Here is a 21,378-nt window from a genome sequence, read left to right on the forward strand (position 1 = left end):
ATGCTCTCGAAAATCTTCACTTATTCTCGATTATCTGGAAAAGTCTCCCGCAGATTTCGCAGATCTTCGCAGATTCTTGATTGGTTTAACTTCACTAAATTGTTCCATACCGTCTATTCTCTATATTCTATTTTCTACCCTCTTTTTCCTATGCTCTCTTTTTACAGCAGAGGTCTGCTTTCTACTCATCCCGCAAGCTCTCCACAGGATTCCTCCTGGCTGCTCTATACGTTTGCCAACTCACCGTTACTAATGCAATGACCAATGTAAAAACACCCGCCAAAGCAAATACCCACCAACTTAAACTGGTTTTATAAGCGAAATTTTCCAGCCATTTATGCATAGCATAGTACGCAATTGGACATGAAATAATGAAAGCGATAATTACCCATTTTATAAAGTCTTTATTAAGCATGAGCATTATTTCGTTAACGGTGGCGCCGTTGACTTTACGGATGCCTATTTCTTTTACCCTACGTTGTGTGTCATATAACGCAATGGTAAATAAACCAATAGCTGAGATTAACAAAGCAATTATGGTAAACACAATGTAAATGGTGCTTAATTGTTTTTCTTTTTGGTATAAGGTCGCTATATCATCGCTTAAAAAAGTATATGAAAAGGTTTGATTTGGGTTTACTTTATTAAATAAGCTTTCAACAAATTGCAATCCTTCCTGCACTTTATCATCTTGAAATTGAATTAAAAAATCCTGCTCCATATACCCCCAATAACTCATTAATAAAGGTTTTGGTTTCGATGATAAATGCTCGTAATTAAAATTTTTAACAACCCCAATTATTTCATAACCATCTTTATCATCCCAAAATTTGTTCAACAATAAGCTCTTCGAGAAGTCTTGAATATTCCAGAACTTTTTTGCTGCTTCATTAATTACTACTTGCTTTCCATTTGGTTCATCCCTACCCAATTCAAAAAAGCGTCCTTCAGTAATTTCTAAATCAAATACCTTTTCATAGTCAAAATCGACGCTAATCAGGTTTTCAGATGTATACTCATTTCCAGCCCTTTTAACTTTCCAAGGAGATGCAAATGGGGTCAAAGGTGAAACACCCTGAGAGAGGTTCGCAATAGACGGATGTGATGTTAGTTCATTTTTAACATATTGGTAATTGCTTTCTTGTTCAGCTTTTTTAGAGTCATATTCGGCTTTCTTTTTCTTATAAAAATCTTGTTTATCTCCATAATTGTCAAAGTCACTATTTTTTAGAGGGAAAGGAATTCGGCTAAATAACTTGGTGCTAATTATATTTTTACTTGTAAAACCAAGATCCTGATCTAGCATCATATTTAATTGCTTAACAACTATGACGGAGGCTATTAATAAGATAAAAGTCAAAGTATATTGTAAGACTGTAATAAATTTACGACCGACCAGTTGCGTACCTGAAAATGATTGTGGTTTTAAATTACTAAGCAGTGGTCGTTTTGCAATTGTGAAAAGAGGATAAATAAGAGCTAAACATACTAAGACACTCAAAACAGAACTATTTATTATTAAGATTTCACTTAATGACGGTGCGATTTCCACCCTCGTAAACTCATTAAAAACAGGTAATATTAAATTATAACCCAGTGAAATTATAACAACAGATAAACCAAGTAATAAAATAATTTCAACCAATTTCTGAGTTAAGAGTTGTTGTTTATTTGCGCCATTTACCGTACTAATGGCTAATTGTTTTAGTGTTGTGTTCGTATTAATAATCTGAAGATTCGAAAAATTCAATGCTGATATAATCAAAATAACCAGCATAATAAGAATGAGGGTTTGTATCACGTTTTCATCTCCAAAGCGTGAAACTATTCCGCCAACTTCTATCGCATCCTTGTTAAAATAAAGCGCGCTAAATGCAACCACATTTGTTTTACTATCTCCAAATTGTTCATGTTTTTGGGCTATTTTCTCAATCTTCTTTTCGAAATTAGCTTTATTAAAGTTTTTGTTTGCTAATATAAAAACGGCTCCATTTCTATTATGTTTATTTGGCTCCTTATCATAAGGCAGAATAAAATCATAGGTTATTGAACTGTTTGATGGCGCTTTGTTAACAATCCCCTTAACCGTATAAATATCTTCAAAAGTGGAAGTCACTTTCACATTTTTACCTATGGGGTCTTCACTACCAAACATTTTTTTTGCAAACGTTTCAGTTACCAAAACGGCATCAGGATCTGACAGAATATTTTCTTTATCTCCAACCTTTAATTCAAAATCGAAAACTTTAAAAAAACTACTATCAACCACAATACCTTCAGGAGAAAACACATTTTCTCCATAAGTAAACTTCATAGTTTCAGACGGGTATTTTCGGATGGTTGTTGAATTTTCAAGTTCAGGATAGTCTTTATAATCAAAACCAAAAAACGATCTTGCATCTATTGCGCTTGGCTTGCTCTCAGGAGAAGTTTGATTGATTATCATATAAATATCCTGCTTCCGCTCATGAAAATCATCCATGGTAAGTTCATTATGCACATAAGAGAACAATAACGAAATACAAAGGGCTCCTAAACAAAGCGTCGCTAAACTTCCAGCAAAAATGACTTTGTTGCTTCTAAAGTTCCGAATGGCAAATTTTATATAATGTTTTAGCATAATTTATTTTTATTTCTCATCATTGTTTCTCCTCTTTTTAAGAATTTAGAGGAAGCCTTTTATTTCAACACCAGCTTATCACGCTTCATTAAAAAAGGTTTCCCGCAGATCTCGCAGATAACCGCAGATTCTTGATTCGCTTGAATTCACTAAATTGTCCTCTACCGTCTATCTTCTAGACTCTAACCTCTATTATCTTCTATTTCAACACCAACCTATCACTCTCTCCAAAAGCATCATAACCCGAGGTAATCACCTGCTCTCCTGGCTCTAAACCTTCTAAAACTTCGTAATATTGCGGGTTTTGTTTCCCGATTTTAACCGAGCGTTTTACGGCAAATCCGCCTGTGCTATCTATCACATACACCCATTGCCCGCCTGTACTTTGAAAAAAGGCGCCTCGTGGCAATAGGAACGCTTCGGTCGCGGCGCCCAATTGTAATTTTATATAGTAGTTTTGACCTGTACGGATATTATCTGGTTTATCTCCAGAAAACACCAAGTCTATTTTAAATTTGCCCGCTTTAACATCTGGATACACCTTTTTTAAATTCACATTATAGAGCAAATTATTTCGCTCAAAAGTGCCCAAAAGTCCACGTTTAACGCGATCAATATAATGCTCATCTACGGTAGATTCTATTTTAAAATTGGTTAACACATTTATTTGCGCAATGCCTTGACCGCGACCAATTTGTTTTCCCAATTCGGCATCTAAAGTTCCTAATTGGCCATCAACGGGTGCTTTTACATTAAGGTTCTCAATCCGTTCGTATTCCATACTTAGGGTTTGTTTCATCCGTGCTAAATCTTTAATCAACTCTTTAATACTACTGGTATTGAGCAAAGAATCCTGTTTGACTTGAAAGGTGTTGACTTCATGATTCTTTTCAGCAAGCTCAAAGCTTTCCTCTGCTTGTAAGAACTCCTCTCCTGCTATTAGCTCGTCTTCGTATAAAGCTTGAAATTGTTTGAATTTTCTTTTTGCTTTTTTTAATTGAAATTCAGATTCTAACAAACTTTTTTGACCTCCAATACGTTTAGAATCGAAGTTTATTTGTGTTTGCCTCAGGTCATTTTGCTTTAGTGCCAAATTGGTTTCACTATTTAAAATCTGACCATACAATTCGCGATTTTCAAGTTTTAAGATCACATCGCCTTTTTTCACCATGCTTCCTTCCTCAATAAAAATTTCCATCACCCGGCCGCCTTCATAGGCATCTAAATACACGGTACTTATAGGATTTACAGTACCGCTGATGCTGATGTAATCATTAAATTTATCGCTTATAACCTCAGAGATAGTGATCTTATCCTTTTCAACTTTAAGCGTTGAACCCGCATTACCAAAAATCATAATGCCTATAAGAAACAGGAAAATGAGAATGCCGCTTCCTATTACTATATGTTTGAGTTTGATGCCTTTTTTCTTTTCAATTTTGGTATCCATAGTCATTAATTTGATGCCGCTAATGTTGGTAGGATAAATTTACCTTTATAAAAATCTAAGGTTCGTTTTTGAATTGCCATTTGAGCAATTAAACGGACTTGTTCTATTTTTGTATGCGAGTACGCATTGCTCGCAATTTGTAAATCGTAAAGATTGATTATTTTTTTATCGAATTTTTTCTGTGCAATATCATAAGCTTTTTCTTTAGCTTTTAATTTTTTTAGATTAAGGGCCTCCTCTGCTATGAGCGCCTCATTTTTCTGCAATAATTCTTGAATAATTTTATAGGTACGCTGTTTCTCTATTTTTAATTGAGTTTTTGAATTTTCTAATTCGATTCCTGCAATTTTTATACTGCTGCGCGTTCGGCCATTATTAAAAATTGGAAAATTAAGAGACAGCCCAATATATTTAGATTGGTTATTTTTTACCTGTTCGTCAAAAGGAATCGTACTGCCCGAAAAATCTCGAAAATTATCCGAATAACTTGTCGATATCCCTCCTCCCAAACGGATACTCGGATAAAGTTCGGTTTTAGTGATTGCCAATTCTTTTTCTGAGGCGGCAACATTGAATTTGCTTATCTGAAGACTTGGTAATACCTCCAAAGCAGTGTTAAAAACTTCATTCAGATTCATTTCAGTAGCGCTTTTGGGAGTAAATTCTACAGCTTTATCCTGAATAATAGTGATATGATCCGCCTCCAAATTCATTTCTTGAAGCAGTGCCAGTTTTGCAGCTTTTAGTGCATTTTCTGCTTTTAAAACTTCTAATGCATCACCGCTTGTTGTGGCTTCGATATCATATAAATCGGCTTTTGCATTTAATTCTAAGACTACTTTTTTAATGATTTCTTTTTCATAAAGTAAGTTAACTGCTTGCTGCTCTTTTAAAATATCCAATGCGCCTTCTTGAAAGAGGACGTTATTAAACAAATCCATGATTTTAAAAGCTAAATCATATTGCGATTGTTGCGCATCAAATTTACTGGATTGGTATACTAATTTTTGATATGCCAAAGCATGCCATTTTCTAAATGCTTCAAAGAGCATTACCGATGACGATAAACCACCGCTAAGCCCTGATACAAATCGGGATTCTACAAAACTATTGGTAACAGGATCCAAAGTTCTACCAAAACTCACATTATAGCTAGGATAGGAAACGCCAATGGTAGGCAACATATCCCGTTTGCTTTGTTTCCAACGTTCTTCACTAATGGCTTCACGATGTTTTTGCGAGGTTTGACTTAAACTATGTTCTAGAGCGTAAGCGATACAGGCATCCAAAGTCCAAACGTTTTGAGAAAACAGTTGATTAGGCTGTAATAGCGTTCCTAAAACAAGAATCCAAATGATTTTTTGATGCATTTTTTTATATCGTTTATGTTGATGAGCTTTTACTTATTTCAAGTACGAACCAATCCAAATAAGAAGCAATTGTAGTCAGTGGCGGGATTTTCCAACTGGTCTTAAACTTTGCCATGGGTTATTCATGTTGTTAGCAATTAGCATTATTCCAGTATTTCCTTTATTTTCTGTTCCAATTCTTGACCCCGTAAATCTTGGCTAATTATGATGCCATCTTCGTCAATCAAATAATTACTAGGAAGTAAATTTATCCCGTAAATCATTGCTGCTTCGCCTTTCCATGCATTTAAATGGCTCACATTATTCCATTGAAGATTATCTTGTTTTATCGCTTCTAACCATTCTTCTTTATCATCATCCAACGACACTTGAAATATCTCAAACCCTAACGGCTTGTATGCATCGTAGTAAGTAACTAAATTAGCGTTGTCCGTTCGACAAGGTGCGCACCAACTTGCCCAAAATTCTAAAAGGATTAATTTTCCTTTTACTTCAGAAAGTTTAGTTTTCCTTCCATATTGGTCGGGGATTTCAAAATCCACATAGTGTTCTCCAATTTTTGGATTTTGATTTGATCGAATATATTTGTAGATTTCTTTCCCGTACAGCGAATTTTTATTCTTTTCAGAGAACAGATTGTATAGTGGCTCTGTTCTTTCTTTTTTCCACGATATATACCACTCGGCAAGAACGTATGGTCCCAGAATATTATCAGAATGCGTTTTTATAAAATCAATTAATAATTTTTCCCGTTCTTTTCTCGGAAGCGTGTCGGCTGCTTTGTAGAGATTGCTATATTCTATTTCAGAATCAGAACCTGTAATCACAGCATTTCCGAAGTCTTGATTTGAATCATTAAACGTCATTGGATTATCTTCTAACCACAGAATTTTATATAAGGAATTGTCCTTGTTTTTCAAAATAGCTGGAAAAGGGTCAGTGGGTAGAATAGTCGTCAAATAAAAACTATTGTCATGGACTTGAACGGAATCTACTATTTCGTCTGTTGAAGGATTTAAGAGGTACAAAACGGTCTCGTTTTTCAGTTCGTTTGTAGTTCCTATTAACGAGAATTTAGACTTTTTTTCTTGATTACAAGAAATGGAAATCAATATTAATATTGAAAAAGATAATACTCTCATAAATTGTGGTTTCACTTATTTCTAATTATTTCATAAATCCTATGCCAATGTCATACCGCAAAAGACAAGACTGACACAATCAGCATCTTACATTATTTTAATTTAAATAACGCCAAGCTCAGTGTAAAATAAATTGACAAAAAGTGTAAAGATATTTGACACTTTTAAAAAACTAATAACACTATTGTTTAGTTTTGAAAAACAAAGCTTATAATAAATGATTGAAGGCAACATTCTTATTGTAGATGATAACAAAGGTATCTTGAGTGCCCTAGAATTACTATTGCAATCGGAATACAAAACGATTACAACGATCTCTAATCCCAATCAAATCACGGCCTTCTACGATTTAAAAAATTACGATGTTGTTTTATTGGATATGAATTTTTCGGCAGGCGTCAATACTGGTAACGAAGGCTTTTATTGGCTCAAACGTATTAAAGAATTATCACCGGACGTCTCTGTTATTATGATTACAGCCTATGGAGATGTAGAAATTGCGGTTCGCGCTTTAAAGGAAGGCGCCAACGATTTTGTATTGAAACCTTGGGATAACAACAAGCTTTTAGGCACCATACAATCGGCTTTTCAATTGCGGCAATCACGAATAGAAGTTAGCCATTTAAAACAAGAAACAAAACACTTAAAACAACTCATCAACAAAACCCAAACACCAATTATTGGCAACTCAAAACCGATCCATCAAGTTTTAAATATCACTCACAAAGTTGCAAAAACAAAAGCAAATGTTTTAATTACAGGTGAAAATGGCGTGGGGAAAGAACTCATCGCTCAAGACATACATAGCGGGTCCTTAAGAAAAGATGAAATTCTGGTCAGTGTGGATATGGGCGCCATTACAGAAAGTCTTTTTGAAAGTGAACTTTTTGGATACACCAAAGGCTCTTTTACAGATGCTCATGAAGATCGGGCTGGCAAATTTGAAACCGCCAATGGTGGTACACTTTTTTTAGATGAAATTGGAAATCTGTCATTATCCTTACAAGCCAAGTTATTAGCCGTTTTACAAAACAGAGAAGTATTTAGAATTGGATCAAGCACCCCAATCCCGATTGACATCCGATTAGTCTGCGCCACCAACTGTAATCTCGATCAAATGGTTGAGGAAGGCACATTTAGAGAAGATTTATTGTATAGGATAAACACTATTCAAATAGAAGTGCCACCGCTACGTGATCGTGGTAACGACGTATTGCTCCTTGCCGAATTTTTCTTGAATAGTTACTCAAAAAAATACGGGAAAATCGGATTGAAAATAAGTGCTTCCGCAGAAAAAAAACTCTTAGAGCACAATTGGCCTGGAAATGTTAGAGAGCTTCAACACACCATAGAACGGAGTGTTATTTTGAGCGATAACAAAACATTTACAGCTAACGATTTTATGTTTAAAAAACCGTCACAGTCTTTCACTAAAGTTTTAGACATTACGATAGATGACATGGAAAAAACCATGATTGAAAACGCACTTTTAAAACATGAAAATAACCATAGCGCAGCTGCCAATCAATTAGGAATTACTAGGCAAACGCTGTATAACAAAATAAAACGTTACGGGATTTAGTAAAATAATTAGCAGTGCGCAAAAAAGAACCTAGACCACTCCGCTTTAGAGTATAGACTTGAGTCGTAAAGTGTTGATGACATTTCCAATAAACATTAAAAAGAAGGCCATTATTGCTAAAAACCTCAGAGGTCTTTTATGTTTCCATGGCTACGCGAAGCACAACAATTTTAATCGGACAACACTAATAAACAGTTATGGCTAGTAAAAATCTATATTATAATATCATTATTCGCGTACTTTTTATAACTGCAATAGCTTTTGGAGTTGCCTATTTAGGCCTTAATAAACATATTGATTATGCCATTTATTTAGCAATTTTTTTAACTTTTCAAGTCGTTGGATTAATCAACTTTATAAATAGAATGAACAAGAAAATCGCCTTCTTTTTTAATGCGGTTGAAAATGATGATTCTACAATTCACTTCCCGATTGACACTAAAAATAAATCAGTAAGAGATTTGCATAAAAGCCTAAATCGTTTGAATTTTTTAATTCAGAAAATAAAAATTGAAAACAGGCAACAAGAACACTATTACCATTCTATTTTAGAACAAGCTGCAGTTGGCTTTCTTACTTTAAATGAAAAAGGCCATATATTATTGGCTAATAAAACGGCAAAAAAACTATTCAATTATGATTCCCTAACCCATATTCAACAATTAAAGCGCGTTGACGAAAAACTATTTAAGTTAATATCCCAATTAAAACCATTCGACCAAAAACTAACATCCATCACCAATGAGCGTGAAACAGTTCAACTGACCATTCGTTCTAAACCTATTACTGTTGGCAATGAAAACCTCATTTTAATAATTATTCAAAATATCAATTACGAATTAGATGAAAATGAAACCGATTCATGGATTAAACTATTTAGAGTGCTTACCCATGAAATCATGAATTCTATCGCGCCAATTACCTCACTTTCTGAAACCTTATCCCATATTTTTGAAAACGAAAACACTAAGAAAACGCCTTCAGGATTAAACGAAACGGATGTTTCAAACCTGATAAAAGGCCTAGACATTATAAAAGAGCAAGGAAAAGATTTAATAACGTTTGTAGAATCTTATAGAACCTTAACAAAAATTTCAAAACCAGAAAAAGAGATTATTTCAACGGCAACACTTTTTAATAAAATTCGCATTTTATCGAGCCAAGAGGTAGGTTTTCAGAAAATTAAATTTGAAATAGCAATTCAATCCAATAATTTAGAAATTTATGCCGATGAAAAACAAATGATCCAAGTGTTATTAAACTTAGTGAAGAATGCGATTCAATCTATTCATAAAACGGGCAAAGAAGGCATCATAAAACTCATTGCTGAAAAAGAAAAAAACAGTTACAATACGATCATACACGTCGTCGACAATGGCCCCGGAATTTCACCAGAAATTTTAAACCAAATTTTCATTCCGTTTTTCACCACCAAAGAGGATGGTACCGGGATTGGCTTAAGTCTTTCTAAACATATTATGCGATTGCATGGGGGCACGCTTTCTGTAAATTCAATTATTGGAAAGAAAACATCATTCTCATTGCGCTTTTAAGTTGTTTATTGAATCCTATCTTACCATAATGGTATGTCCAATGATTATTGAAGCTATATTGCTCCAAAGTAATTCCATGTAAGCAATATTTTCGGTGGGAGAACTTAAAAATGCTTCGATGGTTTTTTAAAAAAACCTTTCTCATATGAATTTGTCAACTAAAATGACTTATAATAACAAAAACCACCGCCCCAACTCCCAAAACCAAACTAACAATAAAAACCACCACTGCCCAATTAGGATAAATCTTAGCCTTATTTATTTTAGTGTCAAAGTGATTTTGAAAACGTTCTAACGAACTTAAGTGCGATGCCATTCGTTGCTGATGGGTTTCGATGCTCGCTTTATATTCCGTGAGATCCATCTTGATCTTCGTTTCCCTTAAATGGGCATTCATTTTCTCCAGCTTTTCTACGGCACTTTTAAAGTCATTGATCTCATCGACCAATAGCGAGGTAAGTTCTTCCATTTTTGTCATGATAGATGCATTTAATAAGAGAGTCCTTTTTCTATTGTTTTTTTAATAATGAACTTGGTCAGCTTTAAAGCTAATTGTGGGGCTAGGCCTACTGTTTTACCTGCAAGCTTCACTCCTATCATGTTGTCCTTTGAAATCTTGGCACAATCCAGGCTGCCCATTTGCTTACCAATATTTCCAATGGATATATTGCGGTGGACTTCACTTCCCTTTAAATTATGCCCATCAAACTCAAACCGAAACCCTTGCAATTTGCCTTGATTATTTATGGTCGGGATCACTTTAACGCCATTGGTTTCCATTCCCTTAATATAAGCATCAAAGGATTTGGGCTTAAATTGATTCATGGTCAGGTCATGTCTGCGCTTGATTTCGGTCCGTATTTCCTTCAGATTGAATTCCTTTTCAAATTGTACTTGCTTAACGGTGGTCAACCCCAATTGTTCTGCTACTTTTTCTGCTGCCAACTGGCTCCGCTTACCTATAAAGCTGTCATTATAAGCCACACCTTTAAAATCAATCCGGTTGACATATAAATGGATGTGTTTATGATCCTTGTCCCTATGCACAAAAGCGATGGCCTGACGCTCGCCCAATTTCATTTCGTGTATGAACCGTTTTGATATTTCTTCCAATTTACTTTTGTCCAATCGCTTTCCATCCTCTATCGTTGGACTTATAATAAATGACAAGGTGTTTTTGGTGCAATTGTGATTTTGGTCCTGGAGCATTTTAAATTCTTGGGTGATTTCAGCTGGGGAATCCCCATGCAAAAATTCCTTCAGCACAATCTCAGCGTCTTTTTCTTGATCCCAACCATAGGACATCGACGCCTTAGTGTGTGATATGCTTTTACCCTTTCCTATCATTGTTGAAATTTTTTAAGATGTAACTTGATTTCATTGGCCAGGTCATAAACTGTTTCCATTAATTTCGGATCTCGTTTTCTGTACATGTTGCCAATAGCCTTAAAATTGTTGTGGTATTTGATCAGCATTTTATAAAGTTGAATATGCTCTTCCGTAAAACGTTCCGTGATTTCCTTTTCAAATACGGTTCGCCGTATATATTCGCTAAGTGTCATTCCGCTGCGCGTCGCTTTAATATTCAGGAGCTTCTTTTCATAGATGGAACATCTAAACTTAACCAGATCACTTTTCCCCTTAAACACTCCTTTTTTTTCTTTGCGACCTTCGGGAGCAAACGAGAATGTGGCCACAGACACACATCTCGCAGTCCTATCCAGAATAATTTCCTTTTCATTTGAATCCATTTCCAGCTCCACTTCCAGGCTATCAGAATCCTTAAGTAATTCACTAGGAATCTTTAAATAATGCTGTCCTTTCTCTTTTGAATTAACATCAACTTTTTCTCTCATGGCATAAAAAATTATTTAAATCTTTGTGGTTTTTATAGCCATCACTTTGATCATTTACGTGACTATATTTCTTTGTCAAATAAAGTGTTGCTTTTTGTCCTGCCGAATCATTATCTAAATAGAGATCGACTATTTCATAATCCGAAATATGCGATTCAATATTTTCAATAAATGCAATGGAGTTTAAAACCATGATATCTGAAACTTCTATTAAAGGGGCATTCAAAACGGCCAACGATAATAAGTCAAACATCCCTTCCAAAATGATCAGTTGTTTAGTGTTTCTTTGGAGATGGGTATATGTTTTTGGGCTGTTACTATTCTTAAAAATCTTATTCCGCAATTCCCATCCGTTTTTGTTATTCTGTAAGCCAATAGCGAAAAATTTTGAGTTCTTAAAAGTGTACCATACCTCATGGCAATAGGCATTGGCAACGTGCAGTGGAATCCCTCTCAGGTTCAAATACTGGATCAATGCCGGGTGTTTGATTCTCTTAATTTTAAGTATAGTTAAACTTGTTTCATTTGGACTGAGATGTTGTGGCTGTTGAAAAGAAAAACAGAAACCATCTTCATCCAGAAATGTCAGAGCTTCCTTTACAGAACATTTCAAAATCCTACAGACCAAATCAATCACATTGCCTCCACTCCCTTCGCCATGGTCATACCATCGGTTCCTGGTTTTGGAAACTTTAAAAGAGGCTTGGGTTTCTGACCTGAAAGGGCTCAGAAACCAAGCTTCTTTTTCCGCTGTCTTTTGGGGAAAGTGCCCGAGTTTTGCCAGCGCCCTTCCGATGGGAAAAGCTCGGGCTCTTTCACAGTTTATTTTTCTTTTCATCAGCCAGTTTGTTTAAAACCCAGTATTTACAACCCATTTAGAGCTTAGTTTTTTTTGATGACAAAATGATGACAAAACGATGACAACCTAATCCCTTATATTTACTGGGCTTGATCACTATCTGTCATCGTTTCATCGAAATAAAACATAATATGCAGTGTGTTTTCTCTCTTCATCGGCAAATACTGTCGAAAATGATGAAAACTGTTTCTATGACCCATAAACATTGAAGTCCCTTGTCATCGAATCACGATATCATTTTTTCTAATCCTCTCCAAAGCGTTTTAATAAAAAATCTTTTTCTATCGAATAATACCTTCCTTTGGCATCGGTAAACCCCATTCCTCCCTCCTGCCAAATCATCAATTTTTTATAGCCCATGGAATTATCCTGATTGGTCAATTTCCAGTCCTTTTTTAAAATATGCCGCAACTGGGTAAGATCTGTTCTGATCCGGGTCCGATTTAATAGGTGAAGGGCATCCAATGGGCATAATTGTATCTCTTCCTCCTCCAAGGTGTCCATGGCATTAAGAATAATGCTGGCCAATTCCTTTTCCACACGGTTTCTGTTGTTGGACATTAAATTTTCCAAAGCTTGGGTCCTGATCTGTGCTGGCGTGAACCACATGCGGGTCAATTGTGGACTGGTGAGTTCCTTGTGTTGCAAGTGATGTAGGAATGCCGGCAACTCTGCATCCAGATAGTCTAGAAACCTTGTCTCCTCCTTTTTAAGCGATGGGATCTTCAATACCCAAAAACGGGTCTCGTTACTGTCTATCTTAATAAAGTTGTCCTCGTTGTTGCTGCAAAGAATGAACTTCCCAAAAAATTCTATCTCTCTTTTATCCTTCCCCTTGGCTTCTACCTTATTGAAATTGGTCGTGCTCAAATACTTGATCCGTTCGGTGAGTTCTTCTTTGTTGAAAAGCACTTCGTCAATGCAGATCAGGAGCTTGTTCGCCCAATCTGTATTGAACTGGCTGCTGAAGCTGTCGTTGGTCAAATAGGTCATGTTATTGTCGAAAAACATTTTGAGCCATTTTAGAAAGGTGGTCTTGCCCGTAGAACGCTCTTTGGACACCAAACAGAGAATGGGCAGGACCTGGATCGGCCGCTCAAACAAGAGCTGCAAATAATCGATACCCAAGTTCAACTGTCCACCGAAAATATGTTCCAATAGCCTTAAGGTGTACGGAAACTCTCCTTTCTTTGGTTGGTGGGGCAAGGGCGAATAGGTATTATAAAATCCGTGCCATTCCCTTACAAAGTTCAAGTGGCTGGGAATGCAGGTAAATCCATCATATCTTTTGATCGTTCCGATAAAGTTTCTTCCGTGATCCTGCCGGATGGTCTCCATGTTCCAGGGCACAAGAGTCTCGTTGAACTTTCCGCCGATAGTTGGGACATATACCAATTTATAGTAGACGGTACCAACCCGGATGTATGTTAAGTCTTCCATGATCCGAATTTTTTATTGGTCAACAACTGTTTATTGAACTGCCGTTCTAAAAATTCGTCGGATAGATTAGGTTCTCCCAGAAGCCAGGCATCTATTTCAGCTTTATTAAAGAAGAGTTGTCTAATATGCGGATTGTTTCCAGCCGGTATCAGTTTTAGCTGCGAGAGTTTATAGATCTTACTTTTTGATAGCCCTGTGTAATTTACCAGGTCATCCATGTTGTATACTTTCTTGTTGTGGGAAAGCAGGCCTTTGATATCCTGCAACAAATCCACAACATGTTCTTGCTCATTCATAATCTTTTTATTTAAGAATTAATAATGAGTAAAAGGCCTTTTACTTTGATTGTACACGGCAAACATATGACGATAGATGCAGTAAAAACAATAGGGAAATAACGATTGCTTTAAGATTGCTCTAAGTTTTCTTTATAAAAAGTTGAATTGTATAAATGTTAGAAGATACCTAATGCTTTTGAGATGTCCTTTCGCACATCATCATAATTACCTTCATGGGTAGCAGCGCACCATTTGGAGTAACTCGAAGGCAGCGTACCTGAATTGATTTCGGAGTTTTGAAACGTGAAACGTTCTGAGATAAGTATGTTTAAAGCCTCCTTGGGCTTTGTATCCATCCTAAATATGCCGCCACGAACAAGGAGATCCAAAAAGGTAAACAGAAACCGAATGTTTCCTGTCTGCTTGTTCTTAGGAGTTTCCCTGATTACAATCTTTTGCTCTGCAGGCAAACCATTTATCAAACGAAGAAGGTTCTCCACGTCATTACTGTCAAAACCAAAAAAGACGGTATCGATTCTGGACGGGGACAATAGCAAGAAAGAAAAACCCTGAACATTATTCTTGAATAATTCCTCGGACTTGAACCAAGTAATTACCAGCAATAAGGACAAACCGAATAATAGTGATACAAAAATATAGCTCGCTATGATTTGTGTTACGGAATAAATCGTCCCAGAAAGTAAAAAATAAAGGGTTAGCGGTAATATTCCGAAAATAATTATAACAAAAAGAGAAAGTCGGTTGGTGGTCAAAGCGCCGTGCTTTAACCATAATAGTTTAAACTCCCTTCGACTTTGATATAGCCAACTTGCAAATATTTCACTTAAGCGTTCCACAACTTAAAGATAATAATAAATGAAAGCAAAAGAAAAATGAATTGTTGTACATATGTTGTACTGGTCCAAAAACAAAAAACCTTTCAATTTCTTGAAAGGCTTGTCTTTACTGGTGTGGTCCCACCTGGGCTCGAACCAGGGACCACCTGATTATGAGTCAGGTGCTCTAACCAGCTGAGCTATAGGACCGGTTAAGAGGATGCAATATTACTACTTATTTTAAAATCTTACAACATTTTTATGGCTTTATGTCTTGACATAATTCGATCAAAACACCATTTGTGCTTTTTGGATGTAAAAATGCCACTAACTTATTATCGGCACCTTTTTTTGGAACTTTATTTAAGACTGTAAAACCTTCTTGAGTTAAGCGCTCTATTTCAACTTCTATATCATCCACGGCAAAGGCTATATGATGTATCCCCTCCCCTTTCTTTTCTAAAAATTTAGCAATCGGACTGTCCGCCGATGTCGCTTCCAACAATTCAATTTTATTGGGACCTGTCTCAAAAAATGATGTCCGGACACCTTCACTTTCTACAGCCTCAATTTTATAATGCGGTACACCAAAAAGTGATCCAAAAAGCGCATTAGCGTCATCCAAATTTTTAACTGCAATACCTATGTGTTCAATCTTTTTCATATATGCCCGTCATGACGAGTATCTTATTTAGTAATTTCTATAATCCCGATGACACTTGGGAAGAAATTTTATTAATTTTCAGCTAACATATCAGTAATAAGGTAATATAAATCTGTATAATTAGCTCTCCTTGCTCCTACTGTTATTATAACCGAAGCTCACTTTAGTTAATCAAAAATACAATAATCCTTAAATATGCTCTATTTTTGCAGTTGATAAGCCACTAATGAGGCTTTTAAATACTAATTTAAATCAGAAATTAGCAATTTTAGATTTATAAAAACGACACATGGAAGAAAGTCATAGACAAAAAAAAATAGGTGGAATATTGCAGGAAGACTTGGTTGACGTACTTCAAGGTGCAGCAACTAAAGGCGGCATGCGCGGGATCATTATATCTGTAAGTAAGGTGAATGTGACGGCCGATTTGGGCTTAGCCAAAGTATATTTAAGTATTTTTCCTAATAAGGAAGCTGAAGAATTGTTAAAAGGGATCCGCTCAAACACACCTCTAATTCGTCATGAATTGGCACAACGGACCAGACATCAATTGCGCAGAATGCCTAATTTGGAATTTTTTATTGATGATTCTCTAGAATATATTGAGCGCATCGATAAATCCTTGAAAGGCGAAGAAAATCCTATTAAGGACGCCGATTTATTAGACAAACGTAAAAAATCGTAATTGAACTTTACGCTCTACATCGCTAAGCGATACCTCTTTACCAAAAGTAGTAATAATGCCATTAATATCATGACCGTTATTGCTGCTTCAGGTGTGGTTGTTGCCGCTGCAGCCTTGTTTATAGTGCTTTCTGGTTTTGCGGGCCTAAAAGATTTTAGCCTCGAATTTTCTTCTTTTGTAGATCCTGATCTCAAAATTACTCCTGCCCAAGGAAAATCGTTTTTGCTTACGGATAAGGATTCTACAGCCTTACAAAATATTGAAGGTATTGCATCCTATTCAAGAATCATTGAAGAGCGCATCATTATTGAATTCGACAATAAAAATTTATTGGCCTCTTTAAAAGGTGTTGATGATCAGTATTTAAAGGTCACCCATATTGATTCTATGATCATCCAAGGACAATGGTTTGAAAAAGGGAGTGGCCAACTGGTTTCAGGTTGGGGAATTGCTCACAATCTCTCTTTTGGGGTCTTAGATTATGGTAAAACACTTAGTATTTATGTGCCTAAACCAGGCGTCGGACAAATCAGTTCCATAAAAGGTGCCTTTAATTCGCTCAACATGGTCAATATTGGAGTTTTTGACGTCAATGAAGATTTAAACGCCTCGTATGTCTATACAGATATTGTCAATGCCCGTTATTTAATGGATTTTGCTGCCAACCAACTGAGCAGCATTGAAATTAAGCTACAACCTAACACCGACGAAAAATCGGTTAGAAACGCCATTTTAGAGCAATTTGAAACCGATGTGATCGTCAAAAACAGAGCGCAACTCAATGATTCGCTTTACAAGATGTTGAACACTGAAAATTTGGTGGTCTATCTTATTTTTACCTTAGTCATCATCATTGCCTTATTTAATGTGATTGGAGCGTTGATCATGATGATATTGGACAAAAAAGACTCCCTTCACACCCTTTATAATATTGGCGCTACCACCAAAGATATCCGACGGGTGTTTTTCCTTCAGGGCAGTTTAATGACTGTTCTTGGTGGATTTGTAGGGGTGTTAATAGGATTTATTCTGGTCGTATTACAACAGCAATTTGCGCTGGTCATGATTACCCCATCGCTTCCTTACCCTGTGACCATTCAAGTGATGAATATTGTGTTGGTGCTCGTCACAATTATTGTTTTAGGCTTGCTTGCCTCCAAGATTGCCTCAAGCCGGATTTCTGAGAAATTGGTTAGCAGTTAAATTAGTGAAACTCAATTTTTAAAAGTTGCGAAGCAATGAATTAAAAATTGTTAGTTGAACTAATCCCGCTTTTTAGCGGGATCCTTGGGTTTTATTCCCCGACGCTCTGCGTCGAAAGAAAAAGGAGCTTCTACTTGATACCTCGTACCCTTGGGTCGAGGTTGTTCATTATCAGACTTCAAAATTTGGTCTTCCAGCGCTTATACAAACTCGTAACCAGAAAACACTTCGAGCACCTCATCAAACGCAGCAAAAACATCACCAGAGTCATCGCTGGTTACCATTTTTGAACGGTATTCCTTAAAGTTAGGAATGCCTTTAAAGTAATTGGTGTAATGGCGTCGGGTTTCGAAAACACCTAGCTTCTCCCCTTTCCAATCAATAGCCATTTGAAGATGTCTGCGGGCAGCATCTACACGTTCTTCTAAAGATGTAGGCGCCAAATGTTCTCCTGTATTAAAAAAGTGCTTCACTTGTTTAAAAAACCACGGATTCCCGATACTGGCGCGACCAATCATACAACCGTCCAATCCATATACGTCACGCATTTCCATAGCTTTTTCTGGGGTATCTACATCGCCGTTGCCAAACACCGGAATGTGCATGCGCGGATTGTTTTTGACCTCAGCAATCGGTCCCCAATCAGCGTTCCCCTTATACATCTGGGCACGTGTGCGGCCGTGAATGGAAATAGCTTTACAGCCTACATCCTGCAAACGTTCTGCAACCTCAACAATTCGGATAGAATCATGATCCCACCCCAAACGGGTTTTTACCGTAACAGGCAAATTGGTGCGTTTTACCATTTCAGCAGTTAACTGTTCCATGAGGCACACGTCTTTTAAAATACCGGCACCAGCACCTTTACTCACCACTTTTTTTACCGGACAGCCAAAATTGATGTCAATAATATCTGGATTGGATTTTTCGACAATGTCAATGGTTTGCAACATACTTTCCAAATTGGCTCCAAAAATCTGGATGCCAACCGGACGCTCCTTTTCATAAATATCTAACTTCATGATGCTTTTTGCAGCATCCCTGATCAAGCCTTCACTAGAGATAAATTCTGTGTATACCACGTCAGCACCGTGTTCTTTGCACAAGGCTCTGAATGGTGGATCACTGACATCTTCCATAGGTGCCAAAAGCAAAGGAAAGTCCGGAAGTTGTATGTCGCCTATTTTAACCACTGTTGAAATTTTCGACAAAATTAATGCTTTTTCTGTAAATGTAATTATTTAAACCTCAGAGGTTTTAGTAAAGCGACTACTCTTTGTATGGCGGGATGCTGCAAAAAAATGTCTAAAAATCACTAATTGTCAGACTTTTCTAAGCGTTCAATCTCTTGTTGTGATTTACGACGTTGGTTAGTCTCTAAATTGGTGTTTCCAAATTTGTATCGAAAACCCAATTTAATAAATCGTGTATCCTGATCATAATAGAGCGCGCTATTCTGATTTAAGTATCGGGAGCTGATGTCAAAATTCTGGGTGTTGAACAGATCTGAAACGACCAAGGAAATACTGCCTTTGTTTTTAAGGACACTCTTTGAAACAGTCAACTCTGACGCCAAGATATCCTGAATTTCCCTAAACCCACTTATACTCTTACTGAGATAGGTCATATTGAAATTAACAATAAGGCTTCGGTCTTTTAAAAACGTAAAATCATTGCTTAAAACACTGTAGTTAGACCATTGATTTCGGTCTATTTTTGTGCCTTCAAATTCAGCTTCATCCTGAGTATTGTAAAATGAGGACACAAAATATACGGACCAATTGTTCAGGACATAGAAATAGGTAATAAAATCAAAACCAAATTCTATAGTCTTATCGAGATTGATTGGCGTATAAGTCAAAATATTAGTGGTATTGTCCTGAAATGGAAGCTCAAAAATATTATTGGTATAGGTTTTATAATACGCCTCAAAAGTATACATACCTTTACCTAAAGATGTACCTATGACAGCGTGATCAACAATAACAGGTTGTAAATCAGGATTTCCGGTAACAATATTAAAATCGTTGAGATAAAATTGAAACGGATTCAAATTTTGATAATTAGGACGCTGGATACTTTTTTTATAATTCGCGTATACAGACACCTCCTCTGAAACATTGTAGCTCAAGCTGGCGGTAGGAAACCAATCTAGATAATCCTGTGTTTTAGGAGTCATATCCACAACGGAATTACTTTCAACCGTGGTCTGTTCAGCCCGCAGCCCTGTTACCAGATTTAGCTTGTCCCAATCTTTGGAAAAATTGACATAGACTGCCATAATAACTTCATCATAATCAAAGGCATCGGTATTATTTGGGTCGATAATTTCAGTTCCGTCAATTCGATTAAACTGAGTAAGATTGCTTGTACTTTTAATATTGGAGCCTTTAGCCCCTACCTCTAAAGTTGAAGAGTCACTTAAAGGCAGGGTATAATCTGCCTTAACAGTATAGATATCTGTATTTTGGTGATTGTCCGTTCTAAATGCGGTGGTCTCTATAAAACTTCCATCAGCAAGAAAATAATCACTTTTAACATTTTGATTTCGATTATAATTGAAGGTTGTATAATGCGCATTAACCGCTAGTTTTTCGCCAGCCTGTTTAAATTTATGAATGTAATCCACATCAAAACCTAAATTATACTTGTCATCATCAGAAAAATTGTTGGCTTTAAAAAAGTAATCCAAATCCTGATGGCTATCCAATACTTCAGTAGCAGTATTAATATGATACTTAAAATAAGGCATCAGAAGTATATTTGACGTTACACTCAAGGTATTGTTCTCATTGAGACTATAGTCAAAATTGAAATTAAAATTGTGGGTTTTAGACCAGGTATTTCTGTTGGTTTTGGATTTAAAAATTTCGTCTATGACGTTATTCCCATCTAAATAATTGACCACTTCATCTTGATCCCTATTAATTTTATCCTGTGAATAACTATAGTTTGCAAAAAAATCAATATGATCATTTTTAAAGAAATGACTTGTGCCCGGATTGTAACGCGGAAAGGCACCCTGGGTAAAATTGGCAAACACATTACCTCTATATCCCGTAATTAAATTTTTGCTCATTACAATGTTAATGACAGCACCACTAGAGGCATCATACTTTGCCGATGGATTGGTAATGACCTCCACAGACTTGATATTGTTTGCTGAAGACCCCTCCAAAAGCTGTATTAACTCTGCGGTGTTCAACTGGACCTTCTTATCGTTGATATAGACCGTTGGCTTGGAGTTTTTGACTTGGATCGTGTTATCCAAAACCAAAATTCCGGGTGTGTTTTTCAACACCTCAAACATATTGCCTTCAATAAGCGCCGTATTTTCAATATTGAACACCAAGCGGTCTGCTTCTTTTTTGAAAGTGGGCTTTCTCACCAAAATATTGATTTCATCAAGTTCTTGTGAAGATGGATACAAGACCACGGTGCCCATTTTAAAAGGTTGATCTACCCTTATCTTATTGTAAACATCTTTAAAACCAATAAAGCTGAACTTTAGCAAATAGTCATCTTCCTGGATTTTATCCATCATAAAAAGGCCTTTCTCATTGGTGGAAACCCCTTTTATTAAAGTAGAATCCTGAGCTGTCATTAAAAGTACATTCGCAAATGCAATAGGTAAGCCTTCAGCATCGCCTACTGTTCCTGATATAAAATGATCCTGTCCAAAACTTAGTGTAGCTGAAAATAAGGCAAATAAGAGGTAGACAATTTTGATGGAGCGTGTCAAATAGTTTTTTTTAGTTGTGCAATATATAAATAGTTTTAGAATTATTTTTACGGTTTTTCCACAGATTTACTGCTATTTAGAAGCAATAAAAAAGAACC

The 21,378-nt window shown here is 36.3% G+C and carries 18 protein-coding genes and 1 tRNA gene; 4 read left to right on the forward strand and 15 right to left on the reverse strand.

The annotated features are described in order from the left end of the window. Window positions 1-181: 181 nt before the first annotated feature. The 4 genes from JEM65_RS02965 to JEM65_RS02980 form a co-directional block, all read right to left on the reverse strand. On the reverse strand, window positions 182-2,620 hold the full coding sequence (locus JEM65_RS02965; protein WP_199597078.1) for an ABC transporter permease: 2,439 nt from the start codon (window positions 2,618-2,620) through the stop codon (window positions 182-184). Window positions 2,621-2,819: 199 nt separating this feature from the next. Next, window positions 2,820-4,070, reverse strand: a complete 1,251-nt coding sequence (locus JEM65_RS02970; protein WP_199597079.1) for an efflux RND transporter periplasmic adaptor subunit — start codon at window positions 4,068-4,070, stop codon at window positions 2,820-2,822. A gap of 5 nt (window positions 4,071-4,075) precedes the next feature. After that, on the reverse strand, window positions 4,076-5,440 hold the full coding sequence (locus JEM65_RS02975; RefSeq protein WP_199597080.1) for a TolC family protein: 1,365 nt from the start codon (window positions 5,438-5,440) through the stop codon (window positions 4,076-4,078). A gap of 143 nt (window positions 5,441-5,583) precedes the next feature. Then, a complete protein-coding gene (locus tag JEM65_RS02980; protein WP_199597081.1) occupies window positions 5,584-6,582 on the reverse strand; it encodes a peroxiredoxin family protein in 999 nt (332 codons plus the stop codon). Window positions 6,583-6,799: 217 nt separating this feature from the next. Between JEM65_RS02980 and JEM65_RS02985 the strand changes: the two genes are divergently transcribed. Together JEM65_RS02985 and JEM65_RS02990 are read left to right on the forward strand one after the other, a co-directional pair. Next, entirely contained in the window at window positions 6,800-8,164 is a 1,365-nt protein-coding gene (locus JEM65_RS02985) for a sigma-54-dependent transcriptional regulator (RefSeq protein ID WP_199597082.1), read from the forward strand. Window positions 8,165-8,361: 197 nt separating this feature from the next. After that, entirely contained in the window at window positions 8,362-9,717 is a 1,356-nt protein-coding gene (locus JEM65_RS02990; protein WP_199597083.1) for a sensor histidine kinase, read from the forward strand. A 154-nt stretch (window positions 9,718-9,871) separates the two neighbouring features. On the opposite strand, the gene JEM65_RS02995 is transcribed toward JEM65_RS02990, so the two are convergent. The 9 genes from JEM65_RS02995 to mce all read right to left on the reverse strand — a co-directional run bounded on the left by JEM65_RS02995 (window position 9,872) and on the right by mce (window position 15,650). Next, window positions 9,872-10,195, reverse strand: a complete 324-nt coding sequence (locus JEM65_RS02995) for a DUF6730 family protein (protein WP_199597084.1) — start codon at window positions 10,193-10,195, stop codon at window positions 9,872-9,874. Between the two features lie 11 nt (window positions 10,196-10,206). Beyond that, entirely contained in the window at window positions 10,207-11,064 is an 858-nt protein-coding gene (locus tag JEM65_RS03000) for a relaxase/mobilization nuclease domain-containing protein (protein ID WP_199597085.1), read from the reverse strand. After that, window positions 11,061-11,573, reverse strand: coding sequence for a mobilization protein MbpA (gene mbpA, locus JEM65_RS22305; RefSeq protein ID WP_233530497.1), 513 nt, complete (start codon window positions 11,571-11,573; stop codon window positions 11,061-11,063). Before mbpA ends, JEM65_RS03000 begins: the two co-directional genes overlap by 4 nt. Beyond that, window positions 11,557-12,411 (reverse strand): toprim domain-containing protein, encoded by an 855-nt coding sequence (locus JEM65_RS03010; protein ID WP_233530498.1) that lies wholly within the window; start codon window positions 12,409-12,411, stop codon window positions 11,557-11,559. The genes mbpA and JEM65_RS03010 overlap by 17 nt, the downstream gene beginning before the upstream one ends. 264 nt (window positions 12,412-12,675) lie before the next feature. Next, window positions 12,676-13,872: a primase-helicase family protein gene (locus JEM65_RS03015; protein ID WP_199597086.1), complete on the reverse strand. Its 1,197-nt coding sequence runs from the start codon at window positions 13,870-13,872 to the stop codon at window positions 12,676-12,678. Beyond that, window positions 13,860-14,168 carry a helix-turn-helix transcriptional regulator gene (locus JEM65_RS03020; RefSeq protein WP_199597087.1) on the reverse strand — a complete coding sequence of 103 codons (309 nt, stop codon included), beginning with the start codon at window positions 14,166-14,168 and terminating at the stop codon, window positions 13,860-13,862. The genes JEM65_RS03015 and JEM65_RS03020 overlap by 13 nt, the downstream gene beginning before the upstream one ends. 158 nt (window positions 14,169-14,326) lie before the next feature. Continuing rightward, window positions 14,327-14,650: a hypothetical protein gene (locus JEM65_RS03025; RefSeq protein ID WP_199597088.1), complete on the reverse strand. Its 324-nt coding sequence runs from the start codon at window positions 14,648-14,650 to the stop codon at window positions 14,327-14,329. A 472-nt stretch (window positions 14,651-15,122) separates the two neighbouring features. Then, window positions 15,123-15,196 (reverse strand) — tRNA-Ile (locus tag JEM65_RS03030). A gap of 49 nt (window positions 15,197-15,245) precedes the next feature. Then, the gene (mce, locus tag JEM65_RS03035; RefSeq protein WP_199597089.1) at window positions 15,246-15,650 is read right to left on the reverse strand and encodes a methylmalonyl-CoA epimerase; all 405 of its coding nucleotides are present in this window, start codon (window positions 15,648-15,650) and stop codon (window positions 15,246-15,248) included. A 289-nt stretch (window positions 15,651-15,939) separates the two neighbouring features. Between mce and rbfA the strand changes: the two genes are divergently transcribed. After that, window positions 15,940-16,335 carry a 30S ribosome-binding factor RbfA gene (gene rbfA, locus JEM65_RS03040; RefSeq protein ID WP_133756954.1) on the forward strand — a complete coding sequence of 132 codons (396 nt, stop codon included), beginning with the start codon at window positions 15,940-15,942 and terminating at the stop codon, window positions 16,333-16,335. After that, window positions 16,336-17,538 carry an ABC transporter permease gene (locus JEM65_RS03045; RefSeq protein WP_199597090.1) on the forward strand — a complete coding sequence of 401 codons (1,203 nt, stop codon included), beginning with the start codon at window positions 16,336-16,338 and terminating at the stop codon, window positions 17,536-17,538. Window positions 17,539-17,738: 200 nt separating this feature from the next. Here JEM65_RS03045 and dusB read toward each other — a convergent pair whose 3' ends face one another. Further along, window positions 17,739-18,731 (reverse strand): tRNA dihydrouridine synthase DusB, encoded by a 993-nt coding sequence (gene dusB / locus JEM65_RS03050; protein ID WP_199597227.1) that lies wholly within the window; start codon window positions 18,729-18,731, stop codon window positions 17,739-17,741. Between the two features lie 122 nt (window positions 18,732-18,853). Beyond that, window positions 18,854-21,280: an outer membrane beta-barrel family protein gene (locus tag JEM65_RS03055; protein ID WP_199597091.1), complete on the reverse strand. Its 2,427-nt coding sequence runs from the start codon at window positions 21,278-21,280 to the stop codon at window positions 18,854-18,856. Window positions 21,281-21,378 lie beyond the last annotated feature (98 nt).

The organism is Gelidibacter salicanalis (assembly GCF_016469035.1).
Taxonomy (GTDB): domain Bacteria; phylum Bacteroidota; class Bacteroidia; order Flavobacteriales; family Flavobacteriaceae; genus Gelidibacter; species Gelidibacter salicanalis_A.

Excerpts from the sequence above, each read along its gene's own strand:
- JEM65_RS02965 (WP_199597078.1), bottom strand. The coding sequence starts at position 2,620 with ATGCTAAAACATTATATAAAATTTGCCATTCGGAACTTTAGAAGCAAC.
- JEM65_RS02970 (WP_199597079.1), bottom strand. The coding sequence starts at position 4,070 with ATGGATACCAAAATTGAAAAGAAAAAAGGCATCAAACTCAAACATATA.
- JEM65_RS02975 (WP_199597080.1), bottom strand. The coding sequence starts at position 5,440 with ATGCATCAAAAAATCATTTGGATTCTTGTTTTAGGAACGCTATTACAG.
- JEM65_RS02980 (WP_199597081.1), bottom strand. The coding sequence starts at position 6,582 with ATGAGAGTATTATCTTTTTCAATATTAATATTGATTTCCATTTCTTGT.
- JEM65_RS02985 (WP_199597082.1), top strand. The coding sequence starts at position 6,800 with ATGATTGAAGGCAACATTCTTATTGTAGATGATAACAAAGGTATCTTG.
- JEM65_RS02990 (WP_199597083.1), top strand. The coding sequence starts at position 8,362 with ATGGCTAGTAAAAATCTATATTATAATATCATTATTCGCGTACTTTTT.
- JEM65_RS02995 (WP_199597084.1), bottom strand. The coding sequence starts at position 10,195 with ATGACAAAAATGGAAGAACTTACCTCGCTATTGGTCGATGAGATCAAT.
- JEM65_RS03000 (WP_199597085.1), bottom strand. The coding sequence starts at position 11,064 with ATGATAGGAAAGGGTAAAAGCATATCACACACTAAGGCGTCGATGTCC.
- mbpA (WP_233530497.1), bottom strand. The coding sequence starts at position 11,573 with ATGAGAGAAAAAGTTGATGTTAATTCAAAAGAGAAAGGACAGCATTAT.
- JEM65_RS03010 (WP_233530498.1), bottom strand. The coding sequence starts at position 12,411 with ATGAAAAGAAAAATAAACTGTGAAAGAGCCCGAGCTTTTCCCATCGGA.
- JEM65_RS03015 (WP_199597086.1), bottom strand. The coding sequence starts at position 13,872 with ATGGAAGACTTAACATACATCCGGGTTGGTACCGTCTACTATAAATTG.
- JEM65_RS03020 (WP_199597087.1), bottom strand. The coding sequence starts at position 14,168 with ATGAATGAGCAAGAACATGTTGTGGATTTGTTGCAGGATATCAAAGGC.
- mce (WP_199597089.1), bottom strand. The coding sequence starts at position 15,650 with ATGAAAAAGATTGAACACATAGGTATTGCAGTTAAAAATTTGGATGAC.
- rbfA (WP_133756954.1), top strand. The coding sequence starts at position 15,940 with ATGGAAGAAAGTCATAGACAAAAAAAAATAGGTGGAATATTGCAGGAA.